At 61.5% G+C, this 26433-nt stretch carries 27 protein-coding genes; 11 read left to right on the top strand and 16 right to left on the bottom strand.

What is annotated here, in order from left to right; genetic code table 11:
* Window positions 1–16: 16 nt before the first annotated feature.
* From BFQ00_RS26280 to arcD (BFQ00_RS26290), 3 genes are read right to left on the bottom strand one after another with little or no spacing between them, the layout of a single operon-like run.
* The gene (locus tag BFQ00_RS26280; RefSeq protein WP_057723821.1) at window positions 17–1027 is read right to left on the bottom strand and encodes an ornithine carbamoyltransferase; all 1011 of its coding nucleotides are present in this window, start codon (window positions 1025–1027) and stop codon (window positions 17–19) included.
* A gap of 12 nt (window positions 1028–1039) precedes the next feature.
* A complete protein-coding gene (gene arcA / locus BFQ00_RS26285) occupies window positions 1040–2296 on the bottom strand; it encodes an arginine deiminase (RefSeq protein WP_065935173.1) in 1257 nt (418 codons plus the stop codon).
* Window positions 2297–2320: 24 nt separating this feature from the next.
* Window positions 2321–3748 (bottom strand): arginine-ornithine antiporter, encoded by a 1428-nt coding sequence (arcD, locus tag BFQ00_RS26290; RefSeq protein ID WP_065887626.1) that lies wholly within the window; start codon window positions 3746–3748, stop codon window positions 2321–2323.
* 400 nt (window positions 3749–4148) lie between these two features.
* Between arcD (BFQ00_RS26290) and arcD (BFQ00_RS26295) the strand changes: the two genes are divergently transcribed.
* Window positions 4149–5576 carry an arginine-ornithine antiporter gene (gene arcD / locus BFQ00_RS26295; RefSeq protein ID WP_065935174.1) on the top strand — a complete coding sequence of 476 codons (1428 nt, stop codon included), beginning with the start codon at window positions 4149–4151 and terminating at the stop codon, window positions 5574–5576.
* A 505-nt stretch (window positions 5577–6081) separates the two neighbouring features.
* Here the strand turns inward: arcD (BFQ00_RS26295) and BFQ00_RS26300 are convergent.
* The 7 genes from BFQ00_RS26300 to BFQ00_RS26330 all read right to left on the bottom strand — a co-directional run bounded on the left by BFQ00_RS26300 (window position 6082) and on the right by BFQ00_RS26330 (window position 11690).
* Window positions 6082–7431, bottom strand: coding sequence for a CoA transferase (locus BFQ00_RS26300; protein ID WP_065935175.1), 1350 nt, complete (start codon window positions 7429–7431; stop codon window positions 6082–6084).
* 40 nt (window positions 7432–7471) lie between these two features.
* Window positions 7472–8815, bottom strand: coding sequence for a sensor histidine kinase (locus BFQ00_RS26305; protein WP_065935176.1), 1344 nt, complete (start codon window positions 8813–8815; stop codon window positions 7472–7474).
* 69 nt (window positions 8816–8884) lie between these two features.
* Window positions 8885–9352, bottom strand: a complete 468-nt coding sequence (locus tag BFQ00_RS26310) for an LTXXQ domain protein (protein ID WP_065935177.1) — start codon at window positions 9350–9352, stop codon at window positions 8885–8887.
* A gap of 241 nt (window positions 9353–9593) precedes the next feature.
* A complete protein-coding gene (locus BFQ00_RS26315; protein WP_065935178.1) occupies window positions 9594–10271 on the bottom strand; it encodes a response regulator transcription factor in 678 nt (225 codons plus the stop codon).
* A gap of 7 nt (window positions 10272–10278) precedes the next feature.
* Complete coding sequence (locus BFQ00_RS26320; RefSeq protein WP_065887632.1) at window positions 10279–10686, bottom strand: translation initiation factor 2; 408 nt, start codon at window positions 10684–10686, stop codon at window positions 10279–10281.
* Between the two features lie 106 nt (window positions 10687–10792).
* A complete protein-coding gene (locus BFQ00_RS26325; RefSeq protein WP_065887633.1) occupies window positions 10793–11092 on the bottom strand; it encodes a YciI family protein in 300 nt (99 codons plus the stop codon).
* Between the two features lies 1 nt (window position 11093).
* On the bottom strand, window positions 11094–11690 hold the full coding sequence (locus BFQ00_RS26330; protein WP_065887634.1) for a septation protein A: 597 nt from the start codon (window positions 11688–11690) through the stop codon (window positions 11094–11096).
* Between the two features lie 87 nt (window positions 11691–11777).
* Here BFQ00_RS26330 and BFQ00_RS26335 point away from each other — a divergent pair, with 87 nt between their 5' ends.
* The 6 genes from BFQ00_RS26335 to rluB all read left to right on the top strand — a co-directional run bounded on the left by BFQ00_RS26335 (window position 11778) and on the right by rluB (window position 16702).
* Window positions 11778–12641, top strand: a complete 864-nt coding sequence (locus BFQ00_RS26335; protein ID WP_065895058.1) for a PHP domain-containing protein — start codon at window positions 11778–11780, stop codon at window positions 12639–12641.
* A gap of 13 nt (window positions 12642–12654) precedes the next feature.
* Window positions 12655–13284 (top strand): L-threonylcarbamoyladenylate synthase, encoded by a 630-nt coding sequence (locus BFQ00_RS26340; RefSeq protein WP_065935179.1) that lies wholly within the window; start codon window positions 12655–12657, stop codon window positions 13282–13284.
* A 120-nt stretch (window positions 13285–13404) separates the two neighbouring features.
* The gene (locus BFQ00_RS26345; protein WP_170827597.1) at window positions 13405–14103 is read left to right on the top strand and encodes a segregation and condensation protein A; all 699 of its coding nucleotides are present in this window, start codon (window positions 13405–13407) and stop codon (window positions 14101–14103) included.
* Between the two features lie 12 nt (window positions 14104–14115).
* Window positions 14116–15030, top strand: coding sequence for an SMC-Scp complex subunit ScpB (gene scpB / locus BFQ00_RS26350; protein ID WP_065887638.1), 915 nt, complete (start codon window positions 14116–14118; stop codon window positions 15028–15030).
* Window positions 15031–15154: 124 nt separating this feature from the next.
* Window positions 15155–15346: a DUF1289 domain-containing protein gene (locus BFQ00_RS26355; RefSeq protein ID WP_065887639.1), complete on the top strand. Its 192-nt coding sequence runs from the start codon at window positions 15155–15157 to the stop codon at window positions 15344–15346.
* A 144-nt stretch (window positions 15347–15490) separates the two neighbouring features.
* Window positions 15491–16702: a 23S rRNA pseudouridine(2605) synthase RluB gene (gene rluB, locus BFQ00_RS26360; protein ID WP_065935180.1), complete on the top strand. Its 1212-nt coding sequence runs from the start codon at window positions 15491–15493 to the stop codon at window positions 16700–16702.
* A 199-nt stretch (window positions 16703–16901) separates the two neighbouring features.
* Here the strand turns inward: rluB and BFQ00_RS26365 are convergent, their stop codons facing one another.
* Window positions 16902–17861 carry a leucyl aminopeptidase gene (locus BFQ00_RS26365; protein ID WP_065887641.1) on the bottom strand — a complete coding sequence of 320 codons (960 nt, stop codon included), beginning with the start codon at window positions 17859–17861 and terminating at the stop codon, window positions 16902–16904.
* A 73-nt stretch (window positions 17862–17934) separates the two neighbouring features.
* Complete coding sequence (locus BFQ00_RS29735; RefSeq protein WP_003237751.1) at window positions 17935–18072, bottom strand: hypothetical protein; 138 nt, start codon at window positions 18070–18072, stop codon at window positions 17935–17937.
* A 649-nt stretch (window positions 18073–18721) separates the two neighbouring features.
* Between BFQ00_RS29735 and BFQ00_RS26370 the strand changes: the two genes are divergently transcribed.
* The 3 genes from BFQ00_RS26370 (at window position 18722) to arfB (ending at window position 21358) form a co-directional block, all read left to right on the top strand.
* Window positions 18722–20143 (top strand): amino acid permease, encoded by a 1422-nt coding sequence (locus BFQ00_RS26370; RefSeq protein ID WP_065887642.1) that lies wholly within the window; start codon window positions 18722–18724, stop codon window positions 20141–20143.
* Window positions 20144–20248: 105 nt separating this feature from the next.
* On the top strand, window positions 20249–20932 hold the full coding sequence (locus BFQ00_RS26375) for a pentapeptide repeat-containing protein (protein ID WP_065896416.1): 684 nt from the start codon (window positions 20249–20251) through the stop codon (window positions 20930–20932).
* 12 nt (window positions 20933–20944) lie between these two features.
* On the top strand, window positions 20945–21358 hold the full coding sequence (gene arfB / locus BFQ00_RS26380; RefSeq protein ID WP_065935181.1) for an alternative ribosome rescue aminoacyl-tRNA hydrolase ArfB: 414 nt from the start codon (window positions 20945–20947) through the stop codon (window positions 21356–21358).
* On the opposite strand, the gene BFQ00_RS26385 is transcribed toward arfB, so the two are convergent.
* The 3 genes from BFQ00_RS26385 to BFQ00_RS26395 all read right to left on the bottom strand — a co-directional run bounded on the left by BFQ00_RS26385 (window position 21355) and on the right by BFQ00_RS26395 (window position 23456).
* On the bottom strand, window positions 21355–22551 hold the full coding sequence (locus BFQ00_RS26385; RefSeq protein WP_065935182.1) for an MFS transporter: 1197 nt from the start codon (window positions 22549–22551) through the stop codon (window positions 21355–21357). The two genes, arfB and BFQ00_RS26385, sit on opposite strands and share 4 nt — an antisense overlap.
* Window positions 22552–22655: 104 nt before the next feature.
* Window positions 22656–22826, bottom strand: a complete 171-nt coding sequence (locus tag BFQ00_RS29740; protein ID WP_163001606.1) for a hypothetical protein — start codon at window positions 22824–22826, stop codon at window positions 22656–22658.
* Between the two features lie 318 nt (window positions 22827–23144).
* Window positions 23145–23456: a DUF962 domain-containing protein gene (locus tag BFQ00_RS26395; protein ID WP_065935184.1), complete on the bottom strand. Its 312-nt coding sequence runs from the start codon at window positions 23454–23456 to the stop codon at window positions 23145–23147.
* 160 nt (window positions 23457–23616) lie between these two features.
* Here BFQ00_RS26395 and BFQ00_RS26400 point away from each other — a divergent pair, with 160 nt between their 5' ends.
* Window positions 23617–24675, top strand: a complete 1059-nt coding sequence (locus BFQ00_RS26400) for an AraC family transcriptional regulator (protein ID WP_065935185.1) — start codon at window positions 23617–23619, stop codon at window positions 24673–24675.
* Here BFQ00_RS26400 and BFQ00_RS26405 read toward each other — a convergent pair.
* On the bottom strand, window positions 24632–26086 hold the full coding sequence (locus tag BFQ00_RS26405; RefSeq protein WP_065887653.1) for a TrkH family potassium uptake protein: 1455 nt from the start codon (window positions 26084–26086) through the stop codon (window positions 24632–24634). The genes BFQ00_RS26400 and BFQ00_RS26405 overlap by 44 nt on opposite strands.
* Between the last annotated feature and the right edge of the window lie 347 nt (window positions 26087–26433).

The raw sequence follows: 26433 nt of genomic DNA on the forward strand, positions 1-26433 counted from the left end.
GTGATCGCAGCAGGGTTTAGATATCCGCCAACGCCGACACCAGGATCGCCTTGATGGTGTGCATGCGGTTTTCCGCCTGCTCAAAGGCAATGTTGGCCGGCGATTCGAAGACTTCCTCGGTCACTTCCACGCCATTGGCCAAGTGCGGATAGCGTGCGGCGATGTCCTTGCCGACCTTGGTTTCGCTGTTGTGGAACGCCGGCAGGCAATGCATGAACTTCACCCGTGGGTTGCCCGAGGCCTTCATCATCCTGGCGTTGACCTGGTACGGCAGCAGTTGCTCGATACGCTCGTCCCAGGCTTCCACCGGTTCGCCCATGGACACCCAGATATCGGTGTGGATGAAGTCCACGCCCTTGACCGCTTCGGCCGGGTCTTCGGTGATGGTGATGCGTGCGCCGCTTTCTTCAGCGAAGGCCTGGCACTGCTTGATGAAGTCGTCGTGTGGCCACAGCGCTTTTGGCGCGCCGATGCGCACGTCCATGCCGAGCTTGGCGCCGATCATCAGCAACGAGTTGCCCATGTTGTAGCGCGCATCCCCGAGGTAGGCGTAGCTGATGTCGTGCAGCGGCTTGTCGCTGTGCTCGCGCATGGTCAGGGTGTCGGCGATCATTTGCGTGGGGTGGAATTCGGCGGTGAGGCCGTTGAACACCGGCACGCCGGCGAACTTGGCCAGCTCTTCGACGATTTCCTGCGCAAAGCCACGGTACTCGATGGCGTCGAACATGCGGCCCAGTACGCGGGCGGTGTCCTTCATGCTTTCCTTGTGGCCGATCTGCGACGACACCGGGTCGATGTAGGTGACGTGGGCGCCCTGGTCATGAGCCGCCACTTCGAACGCGCAACGGGTGCGGGTCGAGGTTTTTTCAAAGATCAGCGCGATGTTCTTGCCTTTGAGGTGCGCACGCTCGGTGCCGGTGTACTTGGCGCGCTTGAGGTCGCGGGACAGGTCCAGCAGGTAGTTCAGCTCGCGGGTGGTGTGGTGCATCAGCGACAGCAGGCTGCGGTTGCGCATATTGAAAGCCATGATGAAGTCTCCTTAATAGTCGATAGGGTCGCGGATGATCGGGCAGGTCATGCAGTGGCCGCCGCCACGGCCTCGGCCCAGTTCACCGGCGCTGATGGTGATGACTTCCACCCCGGCCTTGCGCAGCAGGGTATTGGTGTAGGTGTTGCGGTCGTAGCCGATCACCACGCCAGGTTCCACCGCCACCACGTTGTTGCCGTCATCCCACTGCTCGCGTTCGGCGGCGAAGCTGTTGCCGCCGGTCTCGACCACACGCAGGGCCTTGAGGTTGAGCGCTGCGGCGACGGTCTCGAGGAAGTTGGTTTTCTCGCGTTGGATATCGATACCGTGGGGCTTGCTCTCGTCGGGGCGCAGGGTGAAGGGCACGATCTGGTTGACCACTTCAGGGAAAACGGTGACCAGGTCGCGGTCGCAGAAGCTGAATACCGTGTCCAGGTGCATCGCCGCGCGGGATTTGGGCAGGCCGGCGACGATCACCCGTTCCACCGCGTTGTTCTTGAACAGATTGCGCGCCAGTTGGCCAATCGCCTGGTGCGAAGAACGCTCGCCCATGCCGATCAACACCACGCCGTTTCCGATTGGCATTACGTCACCGCCTTCCAGCGTGGCGGCGCCGTGGTCCTGGTCGGGGTCGCCGTACCAGATCTGGAAGTCGGCGTTGGTGAATTCCGGGTGGAATTTATAGATGGCGCTGGCCAGCAGGGTTTCCTGGCGTCGCGCCGGCCAGTACATCGGGTTGAGCGTCACGCCGCCGTAGATCCAGCAGGTGGTGTCGCGGGTGAACTGGGTATTGGGCAGCGGCGGCAGGATGAAACTGGCGTGGCCGAGGAAGTCGCGGAACATCTCGATGGTCCTGCCGCCGAAGCTGCTCGGCAGATCATCGGCCGACACGCCACCGATCAGAAACTCGGTGATCTTGCGCGGCTCCAGGCTGCGCAGCCAGAAACCGACTTCTTCGACCAGGCCCAGGCCAACCGTATTGGCGGTGATCTTGCGCTGCAGAATCCAGTCCAGGGCTTCGGGGATGGCGACGATGTCGGTCAGCAGGTTGTGCATTTCCAGCACATCAATGTCCCGCTCGCGCATCTTGGTGACGAAGTCGAAGTGGTCGCGCTTGGCCTGGGCCACCCAGAGCACGTCATCGAACAGCAGTTCGTCGCAGTTGTTGGGGGTCAGCCGCTGATGGGCCAGGCCTGGGGAGCACACCATGACTTTGCGCAGTTTGCCGGCTTCGGAATGGACGCCGTATTTCACTTTTTCCGTGGTCATTACAGATCCTCCAGTGAACAACAATTACAGGGTCAGGAAGCCGTCGTAGAGCCCATAGGCCGCCACCAGGGCGCCAATGACCACTGCGGTGAAAATCAGCTTCTCGACGTTGGTGAATATCGGTTTGCCCAGTTCACGCTTGGCCTTGGCGAACAGGATCGCGCCGGGGGCGTAGAGCAGGGCCGAAAGCAGCAGGTATTTGGTGCCGCCGGCGTAGAGCAGCCAGATCGCATAGATCAGGGCGAGGGCGCCGATGAACAGGTCTTTGCGCCGCTCCTTGAAGGCGTTCTCGTAGGTTTCGCCGCGTACCGCCAGCAGCAGGGCGTAGGCCGCCGACCACAGGTAGGGCACCAGGATCATCGAGGTGGCGAGGTAGATCAGCGACAGGTAAGTGCTGGCGGAAAACAGCGTGATGATCAGGAACAGTTGCACCATCGCGTTGGTCAGCCACAGGGCGTTGACCGGGACGTGGTTGGCGTTTTCGCGGCGCAGAAACGCCGGCATGGTGTGGTCCCTGGCGGCGGCGAACATGATCTCCGCACACAGCAGCACCCATGAGAGCAACGCGCCCAGCAGGGAAATGATCAAGCCGACGCTGATCAGCACCGCGCCCCAGTGGCCCACCACATGCTCCAGCACGGCGGCCATCGACGGGTTCTGCAGCTTGGCCAGTTCCGGCTGGGTCATGATCCCCAGGGACAGCACGTTCACCAGCATCAGGAACAGCAGCACGGTGATAAAACCGATCACGGTAGCCTTGCCGACGTCGCTGCGTTTTTCCGCCCGGGACGAGAAGATGCTGGCTCCCTCGATACCGATGAACACCCACACGGTGACCAGCATCATGTTGCGCACCTGGTTCATCACGCTGCCCAGGTCCGGGTTTTTCACGCCCCAGATGTCGGCGGTGAAAATGTCCAGCTTGAACGCGAACAGCGCGATCAACACGAACAGCACCAGTGGCACCACCTTGGCGACGGTGGTCACCAGATTGATGAACGCCGCTTCCTTGATCCCGCGCAGCACCAGGAAATGCACCGCCCACAGCAACACCGACGCGCCAATCACGGCGGCGAGGGTGTTGCCTTCGCCAAAGATCGGGAAAAAGTAACCGAGGGTGCTGAACAGCAATACGAAGTACCCGACGTTGCCCAGCCAGGCACTGATCCAGTAACCCCAGGCGGACGAGAACCCCATGTAGTCGCCGAAGCCGGCCTTGGCGTAGGCGTAGACACCGCCGTCCAGGTTTGGCTTGCGGTTGGCGAGGGTCTGGAACACGAATGCGAGGGTCAACATGCCGATAGCGGTAATCACCCAGCCAATCAACACCGCGCCGACATCGGCACTGGCGGCCATGTTTTGCGGTAATGAGAAGATCCCACCGCCAATCATCGAGCCCACCACGAGTGCAACCAGTGCGCCAAGCCTTAGTTTTCCGGGTGAATCAGACATTGTGTGACTCCAATGCAGGAGAGAGAGATCACAGAATAATTCCGTGGGCTAATCAAATAGCTGACTCAGATCACTTCATTGGCACATTCCATTGTAAATTAATGACTTGGCATGGAAGTTCGTGGGACGATGAAAATCCCGAAAAAGCGCTTTGCAGAGCGCTTCTTGCGTGTTGATTAATCATTTGGTGTGGCGTGGATGTATGACGCTAGTTCGTATTCGCGAATGTGCAAACTTTTTAATGAAGTTTGACGACTGCGTCATGTCGCGCTTATTTAAATTCTAAATACGCCTGAACTTGCTGTGTTTACATGCCTTTATGTTATGAGTGCGCTGCATGCATTAATTGAATTGATAGTGTGCCCAAGTGTCTGCTGAGAAACTTATTCGAGGAACTTCAATGTCCCAGCCCGCGCAGAAACTTCGGCTCGGTGCCCTGATCGCCCTGGTGGTGGGTTCGATGATCGGCGGTGGGATCTTTTCCCTGCCGCAGAACATGGCCGCGCGCGCTGGCGTGGGCGCTGTGCTGATCGGCTGGGCGATCACCGCGGTCGGCATGCTGACCCTGGCCTTCGTATTCCAGACCTTGGCCAACCGCAAGCCGGAACTGGATTCCGGCGTGTATGCCTACGCCAAGGCCGGGTTTGGCGACTACATGGGGTTTTCGTCCGCCTGGGGTTACTGGATCAGCGCGTGGATGGGCAACGTCGGGTACTTCGTCTTGCTGTTCAGCACCCTCGGCTACTTTTTCCCGGTGTTCGGCCAGGGTAATACGCCGCTGGCCATCGGCTGTGCGTCGGTGCTGCTGTGGGCCGTGCATTTTCTGGTGATGCGCGGGATCAAGGAGGCGGCGTTCATCAACCAGGTCACCACGGTGGCGAAAATTGTGCCGCTGCTGATGTTTATCGTGATTGCCGCCGTGGCATTCAAGGCCGACATCTTCAGCCGCGATATCTGGGGCCTGGGCAACCCGCAAATGGGCAGTGTGACGGAGCAGGTGCGCCACATGATGCTGGTCACGGTGTTTGTGTTCATCGGTATTGAAGGCGCCAGCGTCTACTCGGCGCGGGCCGAGAAACGCGCGGACGTGGGCCGGGCCACGGTGATTGGGTTTCTCGGTGTGCTGGCGCTGCTGGTGCTGGTGAATGTGCTGTCCCTGGGGATCATGAGCCAGCCGGAACTGGCGCAATTGCAAAACCCCTCCCTGGCCGGGGTGCTGGAACATATCGTCGGGCCCTGGGGGGCGATATTGATCAGCCTCGGCCTGGCGGTTTCGTTGCTGGGGGCGCTGCTGTCGTGGGCGTTGCTGTGTGCCGAAATCCTCTACGCCACCGCCCGGGACAAGACCATGCCGGCGTTCCTGAAGAAGGAAAATGCCAACCAGGTGCCGGTCAACGCACTGTGGCTGACCAACGTGATGATCCAGGTTTTCCTGGTCATTACGCTGTTTTCAGCCAGTACCTACACCACCCTGATTTACCTGGCATCGTCGATGATTCTGGTGCCGTACCTGTGGTCGGCGGCCTATGCGGTGCTGTTGAGCGGGCGCGGGGAAACCTACGAAGGCGCCCAGCGTCGGCGCATCAAGGACTTGCTGGTGGGCCTGATTGCCCTGGCTTACGCCGTATGGCTTTTGTATGCCGGTGGCCTGAAATACCTGCTGCTGTCGGCGCTGTTGTATGCCCCCGGTGTGATTCTGTTCGCCCAGGCCAGGCGCGAGCAGGGCCAGGCCTTGTTCACCTCGGTGGAAAAAGGCATTTTCGGGTGTGTACTGGCAGGCGACGCAGTGGCGGCCTACGGGCTGTACAGTGGGGTGTTGTCGTTGTGACATGTCGGAAATTGATAGTGGGTGTACTGGCCCCATCGGGGCATAGGTATCTACACAACTCAGCAGCGCCCAACCGTAACCACGATGCGAAGCGAGCCGCTCTTGATCTGCTTTTGATCCTAGGCGCCCCGTTAAACCACGCTGGCCGAACGCAGGCTTGAATCCGTGGGTAACCCGGCAGGACGCCGGGTTAGCCGCACTGGGCCATGGATGGCCCATTGCGGCGGCCCACGGATTCAAGCCTGCGTTCGGGCACACCGAGCCCAGGCGAGGTGCCGAGTGGTGGGGCAAGAGCGTTTTGCTTACTTTTGCGCTTTTCAAAAGTGAGCCGCTGTAAAAGCGGAACCCTAAGTAGCCGTGACCGCAGAAACGGATATGTACTCGGTCCAATCCAACATCCTGGTCGGCCCAGAGGCCGCCATCGGGGGCAAGCCCCCTCCCACATTTTGATTTGTGAACCCATTCAAAAGTGGGAGGGGGCTTGCCCCCGATGGCGGTCTTCAAATCACCACTGCGCTCGATGCGACCCCAATTCCCCCGCCGGCAAATCCCATTGCAGCGGCGTACCGCTGATCGTCAGCGGCGCCAGCAGTCGATGCGCCGGGCCCCAGGCGGTCTGCTCCACTACCAGACCTTGATCACCCGCATCTTCGGCCCGCAACGCCGGTTGCTCCGGCACTTGCCCCGCATCCACCAATAACTTCGCCGTACGGGCCAGCGACAATCGTGCCGAACCTCCGCGCCCGGACTTCAAGCGTTCGCTCAAGGCTTGGATCGCACTGGCCGCCATCAGATACCCGGTCGCGTGGTCCAGCGCCTGCACCGGCAGCGGCGACGGCTTATCCACCTGCTTCCAGGCCATTCCGGCCTCGGCAATCCCGCTGCTCATCTGCACCAGGCTGTCAAAGCCGCGCCGATTGCGCCACGGGCCGCTCCAGCCGTAGGCATTGAGGCTGACATCGATCAGGCCCGGCGCGATGCGTTGCAGCGCGTCGCTCGCGTAGCCCAGTTGCTCCAGCGCATCGGCGCGGTAGCCGTGGAACAGAATGTCGGCGTTTCTGAGCAACGCTTCGAAGACCTGCCGACCCTCGGCGCTTTTCAGGTCAAGACGCGCGCAGCGCTTGCCCAGGGTCATTTCCGGCACCACGCCGGGTTCGTCCCAGGTGGGCGAGTCGATGCGCAATACGTCCGCGCCCAGGCCCGCGAGAAAACGACTGGCGACCGGGCCGGCCAGGACGCGGGTCAAATCCAGCACCTTGATACCCGCCAGCGGTCGGGCCGTGGTGCCGAGCCAGGGTTGGTTGCCGGCGGTGGCGAAGGCCTGCCGCTGTATCAGTGGCTCGGCATTCACCGCCAAGCCCTGGGGGTGGCCCTGCCAGGCTTGCCAGGTGCGCATTTGCGCCGCGCAACCGCCCTCGTCGACCACCGCCTGTTCCAGTTCGGCGGCGTTCCACTTGGCGACGTTATGCGCCATTTGCGCGCGTTCGGTGACCTTGCCCAGCACCCGTTCGGCCGCTGCGCGGTGATGGGGCGCGTTGGTGTGCAAGCGAATCCAGCCGTCGGCGCTGGCGTAGTCACCGGCTATCGGGTCCCACAGCGGCGGCACTTGCCAGCCCAGTGGGCGAATCGATGAGGAAAACCACAACGAGGCGAGGCGGCGGTCTACGCTGATGCTCGGCAAGCGTGCGGTCTGTTGACGGATAAGCTCGGCAACGGCCTGGCCGGCGGCGCCGATGCTGGCGGCGGCCAGGTCAGTCACGGCAAAGGCCGAGGGCAGGGCGCCGGGCTCGCTCAGGGTCAGTGGTGTAGGCGGCAGATCGAGTGCGGCTTGGATGGGTGTCAGCAGGTCGGTCATCGAAGGCCCTCCATAAGAGAAGGGCCACTATAGAAGATCGTCAGGCCGGTGTGGCAACCCCGGGCACCAATGGCAGTTCGAGACTGGCGACAAAGCCGCCGCCCTGATGATTGGCCAGGATCAGTTGGCCGCCATGGCGTTCGGCGGCGCGACGTGCGATCGCCAGGCCCAGGCCGTGACCCTGCGCGGTCTGGCCGGGTGCGCGGTAGAACGGCTCGCCCAGTTGGTTCAGGTGCTCGGTGTCAACCCCGGGGCCGTGATCGCGCACGCTGATCAGGATCCGTTCGCCGTGCCGCTGCGCGTGCAACTCGATGGCTTGGCCGGCCGGGTTGAAGCGCTGGGCATTGCGCAGCAGGTTGTCCACGGCGCGCTCGATCATGGTCGGCCAGCCCTTGAGGCGCAGGTCGGGTTCAGTCGTCAGTTGTACCTCTTGCTCCGGCGCGCTGAGCTGGGCGTCTTTTTGCAGGGTCTTGAGCAGTGGGTTGAGGTCGATCTCTTCGGCGCTGGCGTTGTCGGCATCCACCCGGGCCAGTACCAGGATCTCACTGATCAAGGCTTCCAGGCGGTCGCATTCGCGGGTCAGGCGCGGCCAGAGTTTTTCCCGATCTTCGGGGCTGGCGCGTTCGGCCAGGGCCAGGGCGATACGCAAGCGGGCCAGGGGCGAGCGCAGTTCGTGGGAGACGTCGCGCAACAGTTGGCGCTGGCTGCCGATCAGGCTTTGCAGGCGGGCGCCCATGCGGTTGAAGTCGGTGGCCAGGACGCCGAATTCATCGCGGCGGTTGGCCAGTTGCGCCAGGCTGTTCTGTTGATATGTGGCCTGGCCCAGGTCATGCACCGCGCCGCGCAGTCGGCTGAGCGGGCGGGTGATCGACAGCGTCACCAACAGGCTGAACAGCGTCAGCACCACCAGGGCAATGGCCAGGGCGCTGAACGGCCATAACAGGCTGCTGCGGTGCCAGGCGTCCAGCTCCGGATGAGGAATGCGATAGATCAGCAGGTAGGTGTCGCCGGTTTTTTCGCTGGTGTATTCGGCGGTCAGGCGGCGCCAGGGCAGGTGGCTGTCCTGGCTGTCATTCTGCCGGGCTTCAAGGGCGGCGGCGCGGCGCGGGAAGGTGCCGCGTACCACCGGCTCGCCGCCCTCGTTGAGCACTTGCACGTCAATGTGGTACTGGCGCTTGCGTTGCTGCAGCAACTCCTGGGCAGCCTCTTCGCCCTGGGCTTCGTAGAGTTGCGTCCACTCTTGGGCCAGATTGTTGAGGCCGGGATGGCGGCTGAGAATCCAGGCGTCCTGATTCAGCATATGCCCAAGCAGGATCGACAACCCCGCAACCAGGGCGATGGCCAACCAGAAACTCGCCAGGATGCGCCAGAACAATGACCGCACGGGAAACCCTCAAGCAGGAAAAGCCCAGCGGCGGGGAGCCACTGGGCTGGGTGCATTAACGCTGGGGCATTATTGCGCTTTTTGCGGCTGTTGCGCTTTCCAGGCCTGGAATTCCTTCCATTCGGCACGACGCTGCTCTTGTTGCTTGACGATCTCGTCGAACTTCTTCTGCTGGTCGGTCTTGAGGATGGCGCGGATATCGGCCTGGGTTTTCTGCTTGCCGGCGGCGATCTCGTCCTGCATGGCTTTCTGGTCGGCGGCCGGCAGTTTGTCCAGGTACTTGCGGGTCAGGTCCTTGCGAGCGTGCCATTGGTCACCCATCAGCTTGCGGATCTGCTCGTGTTGTTCCGGGCTCAAATCCAGCTGGCGGAACGGGCCGCCTTTACCACGCGGGCCGTGTTCACCGTGACCCGGGCCACCCATCATGTGGCCTTCCGGACCGCCCATCGGGCCTGGGCCTGGACCTTCCGGCATCGCGGCCATGGCGACGGTAGGCAGTGCAGCGGCGAACATCAAAGCGATAAGGGTCTTGCGCATGGTGATTCTCCTGTCTCTATTCCGGTGAGTCCGGATGTGAGTAGATTAAGGAGATCAAGGTCAGCGGCGGTCAGGGGAGCGTAAAGCTTGGGTAAAGATAAAACTCTGTAGGAGCGAGGGGGACGCCTAGTTCTTGCTCGCGAAAAACGTCAACGATAACGCTGGCATTCTGATTGAATGCGGTGCCTTTGCGGTCTTCGCGAGCAAGCTCGCTCCTACAGGGGGCGGGCGTGAGTTGTGTTTAGAGGCTGTAGTAGTAACCACGACTACGCAGCGCCACGATCCGCGGTCGGCCGTCCGGGTGCGGGCCGATCTTCTTGCGCAGGTTGCTCACGTGCATGTCCAGGCTGCGATCGTACAGGGTCAACTTGCGGCCCAGGGCGATCTGCGCCAGTTCCTGTTTATCCAGCGGTTCGCCGGGTTGGCGCAGCAAGGCTTCGAGCAGGCGGCTTTCGGAGACCGTCAGGGTAAATTCCTGTTCGTCGATGCTGACCACCCCGCGCACCGGGCTGAAGCACAGGTCGCCCAGCTCCAGTTGGGTCGACACGGCAGCCGGATGACTGCGGCGCAGTACGGCGCGCAGGCGCGCAGTGAGTTCGCGCGGGTCGCATGGCTTGGCCAGGTAATCGTCGGCGCCCAGTTCCAGGCCGAGGATGCGGTCCAGGGGTTCGCCCCGAGCCGACAGCATCAGCACCGGCAACTCCGGGTGGTCGTTGCGCAGTTGCTTGAGCAACTCCAGGCCACTGCCGTCGGGCAGCATCACGTCGAGCACCACCGCCGCCGGAGCGGCTTCGGCCAGGGCCTTGCGGGCGCTGGAGCCGTCATGGCAGGCGCGCACCTGGAAACCTTCCTGGCTCAGCCAACTGACCAGCAGCTCGCAGAGCTCCTGGTCATCATCTATCAGTAACAGCTCGCTCATGACTCACTCAATTTAGCCATTGTCGACGACGACGGTGCCCACCGCTGGCGAAGATGCCACACAGCAGGGCGATCAGTGCGACGCCCGCACCGGTGACAAACCATTGCTGCTGCTCGGTCAACCATCGGGTCAAGGCGCCGTCCTGTGTCTCTTTGAGTTGCTGGGCCAGGCGTTGGTTCTCCTGGCGCAGACGACTCAGTTGCGCGCTTTCGCGGGTGGCTTGCGCGCTTTGCAGCTGCTTGCTCAGCTCTTCGCGCAGCCCTTCGCTTTCTTTCAAACGTTGCTGCAGTTCGGTGACCTGGCTGTGGGTACTCAAGGACAGCGGCGTGGCGCTGCCGCTATTGGAGGTCTCTTCAGCCTGGGCCGTGGCCCCGAGGGTTAACACTGCCAACAGACACAACTGACGTAAGCGCATCGGAACTCCTGATTCCACACGAATATTCAGAACGTTATCGGCAGGTTACCGGGAATAATGAGCCATCAGGCGGGCGCCCAAGCGTTTTGGTCGGGCGCCACCGGGCTCAGGGCAGGACTTGCTTGAACGGCTTGATCACGACATCAGCGTAGACGCCCGCCGCGACATAAGGATCAGCCTTGGCCCACGCCTGGGCATCGGCCAGGGACGCGAACTCGGCAACGATCAGGCTGCCGGTGAAACCCGCGTCGCCCGGGTCGTTGCTGTCGACGGCCGGGTGCGGGCCGGCCAGTACGATGCGGCCTTCGGTTTGCAACTGCTTGAGGCGTTCGACATGGGCGGGGCGCACGCTCAGGCGTTTTTCCAGCGAGTTGGCAACATCGGTGGCAATGATGGCGTAGAGCATGTCAGTCCTCGGTTTTCGGCGTGGTGGCGGCAGTGTCATGCAGATGGCGCGACAGGTAGATACCCTGGCCGACCAGGAACAGCAGGGTCATGGCCAGGCTGCCGAACACCTTGAAGTCGACCCAGTAGTCTTGAAAGGTAAACGCCACGAACAGGTTGGCGGCACCGCAGAAGAGGAAGAACACGATCCAGGCCACGTTCAAGCGTACCCAGATCGGCTCCGGCAAGGTCAGCGCGTGGCCCATGATCCGCTTGATCAGCAGACGATCACCAATGAAGTGGCTGCCGATGAAGACCAGGGCGAACAGCCAGTTGACCACCGGGGCTTTCCACTTGAGGAAGGTTTCACTGTGGAAGGCCAGGGTCAGGCCGCCGAACACCAGGCAGGCGACGAGGGTCAGCCACTGGCTTTTTTCCAGCTTGCGCTGGGAGATGAAGATGGCGCCGTAAACCACGATGGAGCTGATGATCAGCACGGCGGTGGCACTGTAGATGCCGCCGAACGAGAGTTCGTGACCGGCGATGTCGATGACCCTGGGGTCGAGTTTGGTAACGATGAAAAACAGCAACAGCGGGATGAAGTCGATGAATTGTTTCACAGTAAGAGCCAGAAGCTGGATGTGGCGGCATAATAACAAACATCCTTGGTTGCGATAGCGCCAGCTGACTTGAGGTTACACACTCCCGTGAATGTTGATTTGCACTGCCACAGCACGGCCTCCGACGGCGCCCTGGCGCCTGCGGTACTGGTTGCGCGTGCGTTTGAAAAAGGCGTGCGAGTCCTGTCGCTGACCGACCACGACACCCTTGAAGGCCTCGACGAGGCCCGCACGGCGGCCCATGCATTGGGCATGCAACTGGTCAATGGCGTGGAATTGTCCTGCACCTGGGGCGGCGCCACCATTCATGTGCTCGGCTACGGTTTCGAGCAGAACGCCCCGGCCCTGGTGGCCGCTATCGCCCAATTGCACGATGGACGCTGGCTGCGGTCCGAAGAAATAAGCCGCAAGCTCAGCCTCAAAGGCATGCCTGGCGCGCTTGACGGCGCCCGCGCCATCCAGCAGGAGCTGGGCGACAGCGGTAACGCGCCGGCCCGCCCGCACTTTGCCGACTGGATGGTGCGTGAGGGGTTCGTCAAGGACCGCGCCGAGGCCTTCCGTAAATGGTTGGGCGCGGGCAAGCTGGGCGATGTGAAGCAGCACTGGCCGACCCTGGAAGACACCGTCGGCACCCTGCGGGCCGCCGGGGCCTGGGTCAGCCTGGCGCATCCCTGGCATTACGATTTCACCCGCAGCAAGCGCCGCAAGCTGATCGGCGACTATATTGGAGCGGGCGGCCACGCGATCGAAGTGGTCAACGGGCATCAACCTGCCGAGCAGGTTGGTAGCCTGGCGATCCTGGCGCGCGAATTTGGTCTGCTGGTCAGTGCCGGCAGTGATTTTCATGGCCCAGGCGGCTGGTCCGAGATCGGCGAGTATCGCCAGGTCCCGGAAGATCTGCCGCTGTTGTGGGGGCGATTCAAGCATGACCCCATTATTGCCACCGTCTGAACAGGTAGAACACGTGAGTCAATTCTTCCAGATTCATCCGGAAAACCCCCAGGCGCGCCTGATCAAGCAGGCGGTCGAGATCATTCGCGCCGGCGGCGTGGTGATCTATCCAACTGATTCGTCCTACGCCATCGGCTGCCAGATCGGCGACAAGGGCGCGGTCGAGCGGGTCAGACGTCTGCGTGAGCTGGACAAGAATCATAACTTCGCGCTGATTTGCAGCGACTTGTCGCAGTTGGGGCTGTTCGCCAAGGTCGACACGGGCACCTTCCGCTTGCTCAAGGCGCACACGCCGGGGCCCTACACCTTTATTCTCAACGCCACCCGCGAAGTGCCGCGCCTGCTGCTGCACCCGAAGAAGCGCACCATCGGCCTGCGCGTGCCGGAACACCCGATCGCCCTGGCGCTGTTGGCCGAGTTGGGCGAGCCGCTGATGAGCGTGTCGTTGATCATGCCGGGCGATACCGAACCGCTGGAAGACCCGTATGAAATGCGCCAGTTGCTGGAGAAGCAGGTGGATCTGATCATCGATGGTGGCTTCGGGGGCGGCAAGGCGTCTACCGTAATCAACCTGGCCGACGGCGAGCCTGAAGTGATCCGTGTGGGCTGCGGCGACCCTGCGCCGTTTATGGTCGAGGCCTGAATGTCGGTCGTGGAAACCGTCGATCCCCAGGCGGGCGCCCAGCAGGAACTGCCATTTGCCATGGTCTATGGCCAGGCGGTCATGGAAATGCCGCTGGATTTGTACATCCCGCCCGACGCCCTGGAGGTCTTTCTCGAGGCCTTCGAAGGCCCGCTGGACTTGCTGCTGTACCTGATTCGCAAACAGAACATCAACATCCTCGATATTCCCGTGGCGGAAATCACCCGCCAGTACATGGGCTATGTCGAATTGATGCAGTCGGTGCGCCTGGAACTGGCCGCCGAATACCTGGTGATGGCCGCCATGCTCGCCGAGATCAAGTCGCGCATGCTGCTGCCGCGTTCGGAAGCGGTCGAAGCCGAAGAAGATGACCCGCGCGCCGAACTGATTCGTCGCTTGCAGGAATACGAGCGCTTCAAGGCAGCGGCCGAAGGTATCGACGGTTTGAGCCGTGTCGGCCGCGATGTGGTGGTGCCCAAGCTGGACGCGCCCGAGGCACGCGCGCGCAAGCTGTTGCCTGACGTCAGCCTGGAAGAACTGCTGATGTCCATGGCCGAGGTGCTGCGCCGTGGCGACATGTTCGAAAGCCACCAGGTCAGCCGCGAAGCCCTGTCCACCCGCGAGCGTATGAGCGACGTGCTGGAGCGCCTCAAGGGCGGCGGGTTTGTGCCGTTTGTCGAGCTGTTCACCGCAGAAGAAGGGCGCCTGGGCGTGGTGGTGACCTTCATGGCGATCCTGGAGCTGGTCAAGGAGTCCTTGGTCGAGCTGGTCCAGAATGAGCCGTTTGCGGCTATCCATGTGCGGGCGCGAGCCGAATAACGAGCTGAATCGATGAATCTGACTGAACCCCGCGAACTGGCGCCCTTGCTGGAAGCTTTCCTCCTGGCCTCGGGCAAGCCGCAATCCCTGGAGCGCCTGTTCGAACTTTTTGAAGAGGCCGAACGCCCCGAACCGCCTGTATTCAAGAAGGCGCTGGAGATCCTGCGCAAGTCCTGCGACGGTCGTGCCTTTGAGTTGCGTGAAGTGGCGTCGGGGTATCGCCTGCAGATCCGCGAGAAATTTTCCCCGTGGGTGGGACGCCTGTGGGAAGAACGCCCGCAGCGTTATTCACGGGCGATGCTGGAGACCATGGCGTTGATCGCCTATCGCCAGCCGATCACCCGGGGCGAGATCGAAGATGTGCGGGGCGTGGCGGTCAACAGCCATATCGTCAAGACGCTGCTGGAACGCGAGTGGATCCGCATCGTCGGCTACCGTGACGTGCCCGGCAAACCGGCGATGTTCGCCACCACCAAAGTGTTCCTCGACCACTTCAACCTGAAAAACCTCGACGACCTGCCGCCGTTGGCCGAGCTGCGCGAGATGGAAGCCGAGCCGGTGCTGGACTTCGACGACGCGCCGGTGCCCCAGAGCCTGCAGGAGCTGGCCGATGCCAGTGCCGAGCCGGAGGAGCCCAAGGACGAAACCAGTTTCCATACCTTGCTGCTGGAACTGGACGACATGGAGCAGGGAATCAAGACCGACTTTGATGATTTGCTGCGTGATGGCGCCGCTGAGCCGCAAACCGAGGTGAACGTTGAGCCCGAGCCCGACGTCGAAGAAGACATCCTCGGTGTCGCCGATGCCCGCGAAAAACTGCTGGCCGCCGTCGCCGCCCTCGAACAGCCGCCGCTGAGCGACGAGGAAGACGAAGCCCGGGCACTGGCCGAGGCGATCGAAAACGAACGCCGCCAACTCGAAGACTGACAAGATCCAATGTGGGAGGGGGCTTGCCCCCGATTGCAGTGTGTCAGTCAGCACAACCATCACTGATACACCGCAATCGGGGGCAAGCCCCCCACATTTTGATCGCCGTTGTCCGAGAGCAACTATGACTTCGACCAAAGACCCCTGCATCAGCATCTGCAAGTTCAGCGACGACATCTGCGTCGGCTGTGGCCGCAGCAAGCGTGAAATCCGCGCCTGGAAGAAACTCGACAAAGTCGACAAGCGCACGGTGCTGGCCGAAGCCGAACTGCGCTTGCTGGCGTTGGGCGCCACCGGTCGGCGGAAAAGCAAATGACTTGGGTGTTATCGACTACTCTCTGATGCGCAACACGCGCCATGCGCGTATGATTCGCGACCCTTTGCCGACCTATTCGGCCAAAGCCCCGCTTTCAACACTCTTCAGGCCACGCCTGAATCGACCCACCGGGAGGTGCTTAAGATGAACGACAAAGACCAGAACGACAGCCAGGAAATCGGCCCAGCAGGCGAAAAACTGCAAAAGGTGCTGGCGCGTATCGGCGTGGGCTCGCGCCGCGACGTCGAAGCCTGGATCACCCAGAAGCGCATCAAGGTCAACGGCGTCGAGGCCACCCTCGGCCAGCGCGTCGACCTGCATGACGCGATCACCATTGATGGCAAGGTCATCAAGCGCGAAGAAGCCGCCGAATCGGTACGCCGCGTCATCATGTACAACAAGCCCGACGGCGAGATCTGCACCCGTGACGACCCGGAAGGCCGTCCGACCGTGTTCGACAAGATGCCCAAACCCAAGGAAGGCCGCTGGATCAACATCGGTCGCCTGGACATCAACACCACCGGTTTGCTGATGTTCACCACCGATGGTGAATTGGCCAACCGCCTGATGCACCCCTCCTACGAGATGGACCGCGAATACGCCGTGCGTGTACGTGGCGAAGTCGATGACGAGATGATCGAGCGCTTGAAAGCCGGTGTGGTCCTTGAAGACGGCCCGGCCAAGTTCACCGACATCAAGCAGGCGCCGGGTGGCGAAGGGTTCAACCACTGGTACCACTGCGTGGTGATGGAAGGCCGCAACCGTGAAGTCCGTCGCCTGTGGGAATCGCAGGGCCTGGTGGTCAGCCGCCTGAAGCGCGTGCGTTTCGGCCCGGTGTTCCTCAACTCCGACCTGCCGATGGGTCGCTGGCGCGAAATGAGCCAGTACGAAGTCGACATCCTCAGCGCCGAAGTGGGCCTGACGCCGGTCGCGATGCCGCAGATGAATGCCAAGAGCAAAGACAAGCTTGAGCGTATGCAGCGTAAATCGTCGCGCCCTGTGCCGCGTACCGAGCGCGTTGCCCGCACCCTGCGCCCGGCGTTGAATGCACCGGCAACCGGCGGGCGTATTTCCCGCGAGCCGCAGATTGAAGGTGAGCGCCGCCCCACCGCGCCATCGCGTCAGGAAGGCGAGCGTGCTCCACGCACTCCGCGTCCGGCCCCGTCCGGTGGTCGCAGCAACCGTGGTGAAGCCGACCGTCCGGCCGACAACGCCAGCACCAAGCGTCCGGCCAAGCCAGCGGCGAACAAGCGCCCTGGCCCGAAGCTGGTGGCTGACGAGCCGTCGGGCAAGCGCCGTGGCGCCCCGGCCGGTTCCGGTCAGCGTCCGGGTTTTGGTCGCAAGAAGCCGCAGTGATGCCGTAGCCGCTGCATAAAAAACGTCAACCTCAGGGTTGGCGTTTTTTTTGCGCTCTGAATTTGAAATGCTATCAACTGTGGGAGGGGGCTTGCCCCCGATGGCGGTGAATCAGTGACAGATACTGAGGCTGACACACTGCAATCGGGGGCAAGCCCCCTCCCACATGTTGAACTTCATTTGATTCAAAACTGGGTGTTCAGAAGGCAAACGTCCCATCAAATACCGGCTTGTCATCCAGCGCCAACACGCCGCTGGCAAAGATCAGGTCCAGGTGGTGACTGCCTTTCTGCCCGCCGCCCAAGCCCAGATGCAACCCGCAATGGCGTTCTTCAAAGCCCGCATTGCGCGCGTACAAATCCTTCACGCCTTCATTGGTGCCGATGCCCAGTTCTTCCACGCGGCGGTTGGACGGGTTGGCATTGAGGTACTTGTTGAAGTCATCCACCAACCCCGGCACGTCGCTGGCCACGCTGCAGATGGTGGAGTTCTCGATCCACAGTTCCAGGGGTGACTCCAGCACGCCGTATTTACGCGCAAAGGGGATGGTGCTGAGGAACGTCCCGACAAACCGCACTTGCCCGTTGATGGCCTCGCTGTGGGTGGCGATCTCGCCAGGGGCCAGGTCGTGGTTGCCGACGCCGTTGATGTTGGTCCACTTCTTGATGCTGCTCATGGGGGCTTCAAGGCGTGAGCCGTGCTTGTCGGTGAAGCTCAGCACGGTGGCCTCGGACATGCGCCGGATCAAGGTGGCGTTGAGGTCGGCTATGCGCTGCGGTTCGACGCTGAAGGTGTCGTAGAAGTAGTCGCCATAATCCTTGAACAACAGCGACTTCTTCCAATGTTCGGCCATCACGCCCTGCAGTGCGCGGATAAAATCCGGGCCTTCGGCACGGGGGTTGGGCAGGGTCGAGGAATCGTAGAGAAACAGGTACAGGTCGCAGGCTTCGATGGCCTGGGCCAGGGATTCACTGGCGCTCAGGTCCAGGCGCTGTACCTGGAAATTGAAACGGGCGGCGCTGCCGTGGGTGATTGCCTGGGCGATGGCGTCGTAGCGTTCGGTATGGCCCAGCAGCACGGTAGGGCGGCTCAGGCCCTGGAGGGCCGGGTGATGAGCGAGGTAGTAAAGAAAGTGTTCGACGGCGCGGGCCTTGTCCATGACGGGAGTCCTTCGGTGCCTTGGGTAAGGGGGCAGGTGCCGTGCACGGCACCTGCCGTATGCCTGCCGGGTGTTAGAACGGCCACATCGCGGTGCCAAATGGCACAACGGCATCGGCTTGCATCATTTCAACGGCGGCCTCATGGGTCGGCGCTTCAAACCAATCGTCGAGTTGCAGTTCGGTTTCCAGGTCTTTTTCCAGTGCTTGCATGGTGTATCTCCTAGAGGACGTTGTTTGAGAACGGCTTGCCAACGGGCTTCGCGGGCAAGTGCAAAGAACCTAGGAGAGAGTGTTTCAAAATGCAAAATATTTATTGACACGGTTTCATTTGGACTTTTTCTTCGGTTTTTTTGAAGAGATTTTTTATCTAGAAAAAACAGTTGATTGGCTGAACCGATTCTTCAGTCAGGTCTGACCGACAATTTTCCGTAGACCGCCTCTTGAGCGTGGCCGTAAAGACAATGTTCCGCTCTGTAACGCCAGGTTTACGACGATGGTCGCGTAACGCTGGGTAGAAAATCCCTGTAAGGAATACCTGACAGATTGCCGAGTGCGCGTTGGTGGTGCGTGCCGAACCTGTCGAGCGGTGTACAATGCGCCGCGTTTTACTGTGACCCCCCTTTGCGTAACCACGCAAAAGGCCAAGACCCAGGGTTTACCTTCCCTGATCACTCCGCCTGGCCACGAGCCAGACGGGTTCGATTTCGTCACAGATAAAAACAAACAGGTGACGCATGACCGTTAGAAAGACGCTGTACTCCTGGTACCTGCGCTGGGGTTTGAGCGGCGCTGCTTGAGGCGGTAATTCAAGGCAGCAACCTGCATTCAACATTCTCAAACCTTGCGTGAGACTCTTTTCATGAGTGGACCCCATTCCTCTTCAGGCGAGCTGAAACGCGGCCTGAAAAATCGGCATATCCAGTTGATCGCCCTCGGTGGCGCCATCGGCACCGGCCTGTTCCTCGGCTCGGCCGGGGTGCTCAAGTCCGCCGGCCCGTCGATGATCCTGGGCTATGCCATCTGCGGCTTCATCGCCTTCATGATCATGCGCCAACTCGGTGAAATGATCGTCGAAGAGCCGGTCGCCGGCTCCTTCAGCCATTTCGCCCATAAATACTGGGGCGGGTTTGCCGGCTTCCTGTCGGGCTGGAACTGCTGGATCCTGTACATCCTGGTGGGCATGTCGGAGCTGACGGCCGTCGGTAAATACGTGCACTTCTGGTGGCCGCAGATTCCGACCTGGGCCTCGGCGGCGGCCTTCTTCGTGCTGATCAACCTGATCAATCTGGCCAATGTCAAAGTCTTCGGTGAGGCCGAGTTCTGGTTTGCGATCATCAAGGTGGTGGCGATTGTCGGCATGATCGCCCTGGGCAGCTATCTGCTGGTCAGCGGCAGCGGCGGGCCACAGGCGTCGGTGACCAACCTGTGGGAGCACGGCGGCTTCTTCCCCCATGGCGTGGGTGGGTTGGTGATGGCCATGGCGATTATCATGTTCTCCTTCGGCGGCCTGGAAATGCTCGGATTTACCGCTGCCGAAGCCGACCAGCCGCGCACGGTAATCCCCAAGGCCATCAATCAGGTGATCTACCGCATCCTGATTTTCTACATCGGTGCCCTGGTGGTGCTGCTGTCGCTGATCCCGTGGGACAGCCTGCTCGCCACCCTTAACGCCTCCGGCGATCCCTACAGTGGCAGCCCGTTCGTCCAGGTGTTCTCGATGCTGGGCAGTAAAACGGCCGCGCATATCCTCAACTTCGTGGTGTTGACCGCAGCGCTGTCGGTGTACAACAGCGGCACCTACTGCAACAGCCGCATGTTGCTGGGCATGGCCGAGCAGGGCGATGCGCCCAGGGCCCTGGCGAAGATCGACAAGCGCGGCGTACCGGTGCGTTCGATCCTCGCGTCGGCGGCAGTGACCCTGGTGGCGGTGCTGATGAACTACTTCATCCCGCAGCATGCGCTGGAGTTGCTGATGTCCCTGGTGGTGGCCACGTTGGTGATCAACTGGGCGATGATCAGTTATTCCCACTTCAAGTTCCGCCAGCACATGGACCGTACCGGCCAGGTGCCGTTGTTCAAGGCGCTGTGGTATCCCTACGGCAACTTTATCTGCCTGGCGTTCGTGGTGTTTATCCTGGCGATCATGCTGATGATTCCGGGGATCCAGGTGTCGGTGTATGCGATCCCGGTGTGGGTGGCGTTCATGGGGGTGTGCTACTGGATCAAGAACAAGCGCAAGGCGCAAGCGGCCTTGGGCACAGCAGGGACGGTTCTGGAGTAGGACGGTTCCGGTAAATGGAAAACCCGGCCGTGTGCCGGGTTTTTTGTGAGTGCGGGCAGGTTAGACTCCACCCCCCGTTTTTATCGATCCTTGCCCGGAGGCCCTATGCAGCACACCGAGATTGACGGCGGCGCCCTGCAGCGCGACGCGCTGGAAGACCTGATCGAGCAGCACCGCAGCCCTTTGCGCTTGCTCGGCGTCGACCTGAGTGGTGCCGATCTGTCGCGCATGCAATTGGACCACTGGGTGTTTGAGCGGTGCATTCTGACCCAGACGTCCTTCCTCGGTTCGCGCCTGGAAGGCACGCAATGGAAAAGCTGCCGGGCCGGCCACGCCATCTTCGAGGCCGCGAACCTGTTGGAAGCGCAGTTCAGCAGTTGCGACCTGAACAACACGCGCTGGCAGCGCAGCAAGCTGTCCCAGGCGAATTTCACCCAGTGCAAGCTGACCGGCGCCAACTTCACCCATTGCGCGTCCCTCGGCCTGAGCTTCAGCGAAAGCCTGCTCAACAGCGCCTTTTTGTCCGGGTTGTCGTTTGCCCGAACCCTGCTTAACAACCTGGATTTCTCCGATAGCGATTTGTCGGATGCCGACTTTCGCAAGGCAGAGCTGGTGGATTGCAGCCTGGCCCATGCCCGTATCAACGGTGCCAATTTTGCCGGTGCCGACCTGCGCGGTGCAGATTTGAGCGGCTTTCGTCTCAATGATGCCAAACTGTTCAAAGGCGCCGTGATTTCCAAAGCCCAGGCGTCGATGTTGTTGTCTGAGTTGGGCTTGTCCGTTGCCTAGGGTTTTTGATTGATGCTGGTTATTTCCAACAATGTGCACCTGCCTGACGCCGAGATCGAACTGACCCCCATTCGCGCCCAGGGCGCCGGCGGGCAGAACGTCAATAAGGTGTCGAGTGCGGTGCACCTGCGCTTTGACATTCCGGCGTCGTCGTTGCCGCAGTTCTACAAGGAGCGCTTGCTGGCGCTGCGTGACAGCCGTATCACCAGCGAGGGCGTGCTGGTGCTCAAGGCCCAGCAATACCGGACCCAGGAACAGAACCGTGCGGATGCGCTGGAGCGTCTGGTGGAATTGATCCTCAGTGCCACCAAGGTCGAAAAGAAGCGCCGGCCGACCAAACCCACCCTGGGCTCAAAGAAGCGCCGGCTGGAGTCAAAAACCAAGCGCGGCAGCATCAAGGCCGGGCGTGGCAAGGTCGACTTTTAAGCGTCGCGAGACTCGCGGGCCTGAGGTGCCTGGCGATACAGATAGAGGCTCAGCAACAAGCCACCGCAGGCGGCGAGGGCGGCGAAGAGGAAGATCGACGCAAAGCCGAAACCTGCCGCGACGGCGCCGGCCAGTGGGCCGGTGATCCCCAGTGACAGGTCAATGAACAACGAATAAGCGCCCACCGCCGCACCGCGGCTGGAGGCCGGCACCAGATTGACGGCCTCAACCCCCAGCGCCGGAAACACCAGGGAAAAACCGAAGCCGCTCAAGGCCGCGCCGGCCAGCGCCCAGGGAGCATCCGGCGCCAGCCACAGCAACAGCAGCCCCAGTATCTCAACCGACAGGCAGGCGATTGCCACACGGAAACCGCCGATCCGGTTGATCAGATTGCCGAACAGCAGGCGCGCGCCGATAAAACTGGCACCGAACAGGCTCAGTGCCCATACCGCGTTGTCCCAGTGCTGGGTGGTGTAATACAGGGTGATAAAGGTGGCAATGGTGCCAAAGCCGATGGAGCCCAACGCCAATGCGCACCCATGGGGCAGCACGCGGCCCAGCACATTCATGAACGGCAGGCGTACACCGGCCACAATGGGCGCCGCTTCTTTGTTCCACGCCAACAGCACGCCCCCAAGCGCCAGCACAATGATGCTGACGCCCATGCTCCACAGGCCGAACCGGCTGACCAGCAGCACGCCCAGCGGTGCCCCGACGGCCAGCGCGCCGTAGCTGGCGATGCCGTTCCACGAGATGACCTTGGCGGTATTCGCCGCACCGACACGCCCTATGCCCCAACCAATCGCCCCGGAACCCACCAGGCTTTCAGCGCTGCCCAGCACCAGTCGACCGATCAGCAGACAACCGAGACTGAAGGCCGGCAGGCTGGAAAAACCGGCGGCGAGCAACATGAACACGCCGCTCAAGCCGCAACCGACCAGACCGATGAGCACCGCGCGCTTACTGCCCAGGTTATCGATGATTTTGCCGGCGTACGGGCGGCTCAGCAGGGTCGCCAGGTATTGCACGCTGATCACCAGCCCGGCGATAACCGCGCCATAGCCCAGTTGGCTATGCACATAGCCCGGCAACACCGCCAGGGGGATGCCGATGTTCAGGTAGCCGATAAAGGTGAACAGCACGATGGAAACGACTTGCAGCGTGACCGCCATGGGTCGCTGGGTATCTTGCATGGGAGAGGTCCACTGTCGCAGCAGGTAAAGATAGGCTGCTAATGATACCGGTGGTTTGGCTCGCGCAGGGCGCTAAAGCGCAAAAACCTCAGCGCAGGAACGCTTCAGGCTTGCTCAGGGGCCAGCAATTGGGTGGTGACCAGGGCGGCCAGGGCGTTTTCCTGGGTGCCGAAGCGCTTGAGCAACACGGCTTGTTTGTCCGCGCTGAGGCGGTTCCAGACCTCGACCATCTGCAGGGCAGCGTCGAGTACGGCGGTATCCGGGGTATCGGTCATGTTTACAGGGGTCTCGAATGATTCAGGCAGTGTGGAAAGCGCTCAAAGCTGCGCTTTCCACACGGTCTGGTACGGCGTCAGTCCTGGCTTTCGCTGTCGACTGGTTTTGCTTCTTTGGCTTCGGGCCGTGTGTCGCTGGCCTGTTGCTGTGCTGGCTGCTCTGTAGGCTGCAGGCTTGGGAAGGGGAGATTAGGTATCTCGTGCATCGTCGTCGCTCCTCGCAAGGTCTGTTTCAATCGCAGGTGATTGCGCGCTCTCAAAAAGCCTTGGCAGGATACAGCACTATAAATGACAAATAGACTTTTATATCGACCGTGCCTAGAACGCCACTTTGCCCAGGATCATGTCGCGATACATCATAAAATCACCGAGCAGGCTGTAAAACGGGTGCTGGAAGGTGGCCGGACGGTTCTTCTCGAAGAAGAAATGGCCGATCCAGGCGAAGCTGTAGCCGGCGATCGGCACGGCCAGCAACAGGCCTGGTGAGCCTCGGCCGATGGCGTAGGCCAGAATGCCGATCACCAGCGTAGTGCCGATAAAATGCAGGCGCCGGCAGGTGCTGTTGCCGTGCTCCGCCAGGTAGTACGGGTAAAACTCGGCGAAGCTGTTGAATCGCTTGACGTTTTCCACGGTGACAGGCCCTCTGATTGTTGTGCGGCCCAACAGATGTTCGGCGGGGAGCTTATTTGAGTCTAGAGTGATCAGTGGTGACAGCCAGTGACAATAGATGCCACTTTAGTATCCTTGGCCTCCTGGCTACCGTTTAAGCCTGCCAGCACAAGAAGACGCCATGAGCGAACGAACAACGTCTGCAAGCTGGGCGATGGGGATAGTCAAGGCCCTGGAAATGGACGGCCTGGATTGCCGGGCCCTGTTCAAACAACTGGGATTGGACTATGCCGATCTCAGTAACCCCGACGCGCGTTTTGCGCAGGATGCCATGACCCGTTTATGGCAGCGCGCAGTGGAGTTATCGGGCAACCCGGCCATTGGCCTGAACATGGGCAAAGTGGCGCGTCCGGCCTCGTTTCATGTCGCCGGTTATGCCTTGATGTCCAGCAACACCCTGGCCGACGGCTTCAGGCGCCTGGTACGTTACCAGCGCATCATCGCCGAAAGCGCCGACTTGAGTTTCCGCCTGCTACCCGAGGGCTACGCGCTGATCCTGACGGTGCACGGCGATCACCTGCCGCCCACCCGGCAAAGCGCCGAGGCCTCGTTGGCCAGTGCGTTGGCGCTGTGCGGCTGGCTCACAGGACGAACCCTGCAACCGCACAAGGTGATGCTGCAGGGCGATCAACCGGTCGATCTGGCGCCCTACAAAGAGGTGTTCCATGCGCCGCTGGAATTCAATGCGCCGTATGACGCGCTGATTTTCGAGCAGGCCGACATGGATGCGCCATTGCCCACGGCCAACGAGGCCATGGCGCAGTTGCACGATCGTTTTGCCGGTGAATACCTGGCGCGCTTTTCCGAAAGCCGTGTGACCCACAAGGCACGGCAGGTATTGTGCCGCCTGCTGCCCCAGGGCGAACCCAAGCGCGAAGTGGTGGCGCAGACGTTGCATCTGTCCCAGCGTACCTTGCAGCGGCGTTTGCAGGAGGAGGGCACCAGCTTCCAGGCCCTGCTTGACGACACCCGCCGTGAGCTGGCCGAGCAATACCTGGCGCAGCCGAGCATGACCTTGCTGGAAATCGCCTACCTGTTGGGGTTCGCCGACCCCAGCAACTTCTTTCGCGCGTTTCGCCGCTGGTTCGACGCCACGCCCGGCGAATACCGGGCGCGGTTGCAGCAGACGTCGACCATCAGTGACGCCAGAACGCCGGAATACAGAGCACAAACACCGTAATGATTTCCAGCCGTCCCAACAGCATGCCCAGCGACAGAATCCACTTGGCCGCATCCGGCAGGCTGGCGAAGTTGCCGGCCGGGCCGATGGTTTCACCCAGGCCCGGGCCGACGCCGGATACGGTACTGGCCGCGCCGGTCAGCGCGGTCATCCAGTCCAGGCCCAGCAGTGAGAGGGCCAGCGCGATGGCGCAAATGGTGATGGCGAAGAAAAACGAAAAGGTCAGGATCGACCGCACGATTTCCTCGTCGAGACGGTGACCGTTGTACTTCTGTTTGATCACCGCGCGCGGGTGAATCAACTGGTTCAGGTTGGCCTTGAGCAGGATATAGGCGACCTGAAAGCGGAAGATCTTGATCCCGCCGGCGGTAGAGCCCGAACAGCCGCCGATAAAGCCCAGGTAGAAGAACAGCATCAGGGAGAAGTTGCCCCAGAGGCTGTAGTCCCCCAGCGCAAAACCGGTGGTGGTCACCACCGAGGTGACGTTCAGCGCCACGTGGCGCAGGGCATCCAGCCAGTGCAGGTTGGTGGTCCACCAATACCAGGTGCCGAGCACCAGCCAGGTCACCACCAGCAGACCGAGCAAACCCTGTACCTGCTGGTCCCTGAGCAGCGCGCGACGGTTGCCGCGCAAGGTCGCCACGTACAGGGTGAACGGCAGGCTGCCCAGGATCATCACCACCACCGCCACCCAGTGCACCGCCGGTTGCTTCCAGTGCGCCAGGGATTCATCGGAGGTGGAAAACCCGCCGGTGGAAATCGCCGACATGGCGTGGTTGATCGCATCGAACAGCCCCATCCCGGCCCACCAGAACGCCAGGCTGCCAAGGATGGTGATGCCCACATACGCCGCCACGATCAACCGCGCGACCATATGGGAGCGCGGCATGACCTTTTCCGAACGGTCCGATGACTCGGTCTGGAACAGGCGCATGCCACCGATGCGCAGCAGCGGCAGGATCGCCACCGCCATGCCGATAAACCCGATACCGCCGAGCCAGTGCAACAGCGAGCGCCACATCAGGATGCCCGGCGACATGTTGTCCAGCCCGCTCAACACCGTGGACCCGGTGGCCGTGATGCCGGACATGCTTTCAAAAAACGAGTCGGTGTAGCTGATGTGCTGAGTCAGCAGGAACGGCAGCGCGGCGAAGACGCACACTACCACCCAGCTGGTGACGGTCAGCAGGTACATGTCCCGGGGGCGCAGGTGCACATGCTCCGGGCGCCCGGGAATGACCAGGGCCAGGCCGGCGATAAAGGTGATCATGCTGGCCCACAGGAACGAGGGCAGGTCGCTGGTGCGTTCGAAGATCACCAGGGTGGCCATGGGCACGACCATGGCGATCGCAAGCGTGATCAGGAAGATGCCGATGATGAAACCGATGATGCGCAGGGTCGGCAACGCCATGAAATTCGCTCGGGTGGTGTGGGCAGAGGCGCCATTCTACCTGCGGTGCAGGTCTTGTAAACCAAGGGCTGGGGCAACCTGTGGGAGGGGGCTTGCCCTGATACCGATCAGTTAGCGCAGAGCCCCTGTGGGAGGGGCGGTGCGACGATTCGACTTGCTCCCGATGGTGGCCTCAGGACCGACCAGGATGTTGGATCGATCCCGGTCCAAATGTGGGAGGGGGCTTGCCCCCGATGGCGGCCTCGGGGCCGAGCAGGATGTTGGATCAGATCGAGTACATATCCGTTTCTGCGGTAACGGCTGCTATGGGTTCCGCTTTTACAGCGGCTCACTTTTGAAAAGCGCAA

Origin of the sequence: Pseudomonas sp. 28 E 9 (assembly GCF_900004785.1) — a bacterium.
GTDB lineage: Bacteria > Pseudomonadota > Gammaproteobacteria > Pseudomonadales > Pseudomonadaceae > Aquipseudomonas > Aquipseudomonas orientalis_A.

Bases quoted from the DNA above. Each gene is read 5' to 3' on its own strand.
- BFQ00_RS26280 (WP_057723821.1), bottom strand. From the start codon at position 1,027: ATGGCTTTCAATATGCGCAACCGCAGCCTGCTGTCGCTGATGCACCAC.
- arcA (WP_065935173.1), bottom strand. From the start codon at position 2,296: ATGACCACGGAAAAAGTGAAATACGGCGTCCATTCCGAAGCCGGCAAA.
- arcD (WP_065887626.1), bottom strand. From the start codon at position 3,748: ATGTCTGATTCACCCGGAAAACTAAGGCTTGGCGCACTGGTTGCACTC.
- arcD (WP_065935174.1), top strand. From the start codon at position 4,149: ATGTCCCAGCCCGCGCAGAAACTTCGGCTCGGTGCCCTGATCGCCCTG.
- BFQ00_RS26300 (WP_065935175.1), bottom strand. From the start codon at position 7,431: ATGACCGACCTGCTGACACCCATCCAAGCCGCACTCGATCTGCCGCCT.
- BFQ00_RS26310 (WP_065935177.1), bottom strand. From the start codon at position 9,352: ATGCGCAAGACCCTTATCGCTTTGATGTTCGCCGCTGCACTGCCTACC.
- BFQ00_RS26315 (WP_065935178.1), bottom strand. From the start codon at position 10,271: ATGAGCGAGCTGTTACTGATAGATGATGACCAGGAGCTCTGCGAGCTG.
- BFQ00_RS26320 (WP_065887632.1), bottom strand. From the start codon at position 10,686: ATGCGCTTACGTCAGTTGTGTCTGTTGGCAGTGTTAACCCTCGGGGCC.
- BFQ00_RS26325 (WP_065887633.1), bottom strand. From the start codon at position 11,092: ATGCTCTACGCCATCATTGCCACCGATGTTGCCAACTCGCTGGAAAAA.
- scpB (WP_065887638.1), top strand. From the start codon at position 14,116: ATGAATCTGACTGAACCCCGCGAACTGGCGCCCTTGCTGGAAGCTTTC.
- BFQ00_RS26355 (WP_065887639.1), top strand. From the start codon at position 15,155: ATGACTTCGACCAAAGACCCCTGCATCAGCATCTGCAAGTTCAGCGAC.
- rluB (WP_065935180.1), top strand. From the start codon at position 15,491: ATGAACGACAAAGACCAGAACGACAGCCAGGAAATCGGCCCAGCAGGC.
- BFQ00_RS26365 (WP_065887641.1), bottom strand. From the start codon at position 17,861: ATGGACAAGGCCCGCGCCGTCGAACACTTTCTTTACTACCTCGCTCAT.
- BFQ00_RS29735 (WP_003237751.1), bottom strand. From the start codon at position 18,072: ATGCAAGCACTGGAAAAAGACCTGGAAACCGAACTGCAACTCGACGAT.
- BFQ00_RS26370 (WP_065887642.1), top strand. From the start codon at position 18,722: ATGAGTGGACCCCATTCCTCTTCAGGCGAGCTGAAACGCGGCCTGAAA.
- BFQ00_RS26375 (WP_065896416.1), top strand. From the start codon at position 20,249: ATGCAGCACACCGAGATTGACGGCGGCGCCCTGCAGCGCGACGCGCTG.
- arfB (WP_065935181.1), top strand. From the start codon at position 20,945: ATGCTGGTTATTTCCAACAATGTGCACCTGCCTGACGCCGAGATCGAA.
- BFQ00_RS26385 (WP_065935182.1), bottom strand. From the start codon at position 22,551: ATGCAAGATACCCAGCGACCCATGGCGGTCACGCTGCAAGTCGTTTCC.
- BFQ00_RS29740 (WP_163001606.1), bottom strand. From the start codon at position 22,826: ATGACCGATACCCCGGATACCGCCGTACTCGACGCTGCCCTGCAGATG.
- BFQ00_RS26400 (WP_065935185.1), top strand. From the start codon at position 23,617: ATGAGCGAACGAACAACGTCTGCAAGCTGGGCGATGGGGATAGTCAAG.
- BFQ00_RS26405 (WP_065887653.1), bottom strand. From the start codon at position 26,086: ATGGCGTTGCCGACCCTGCGCATCATCGGTTTCATCATCGGCATCTTC.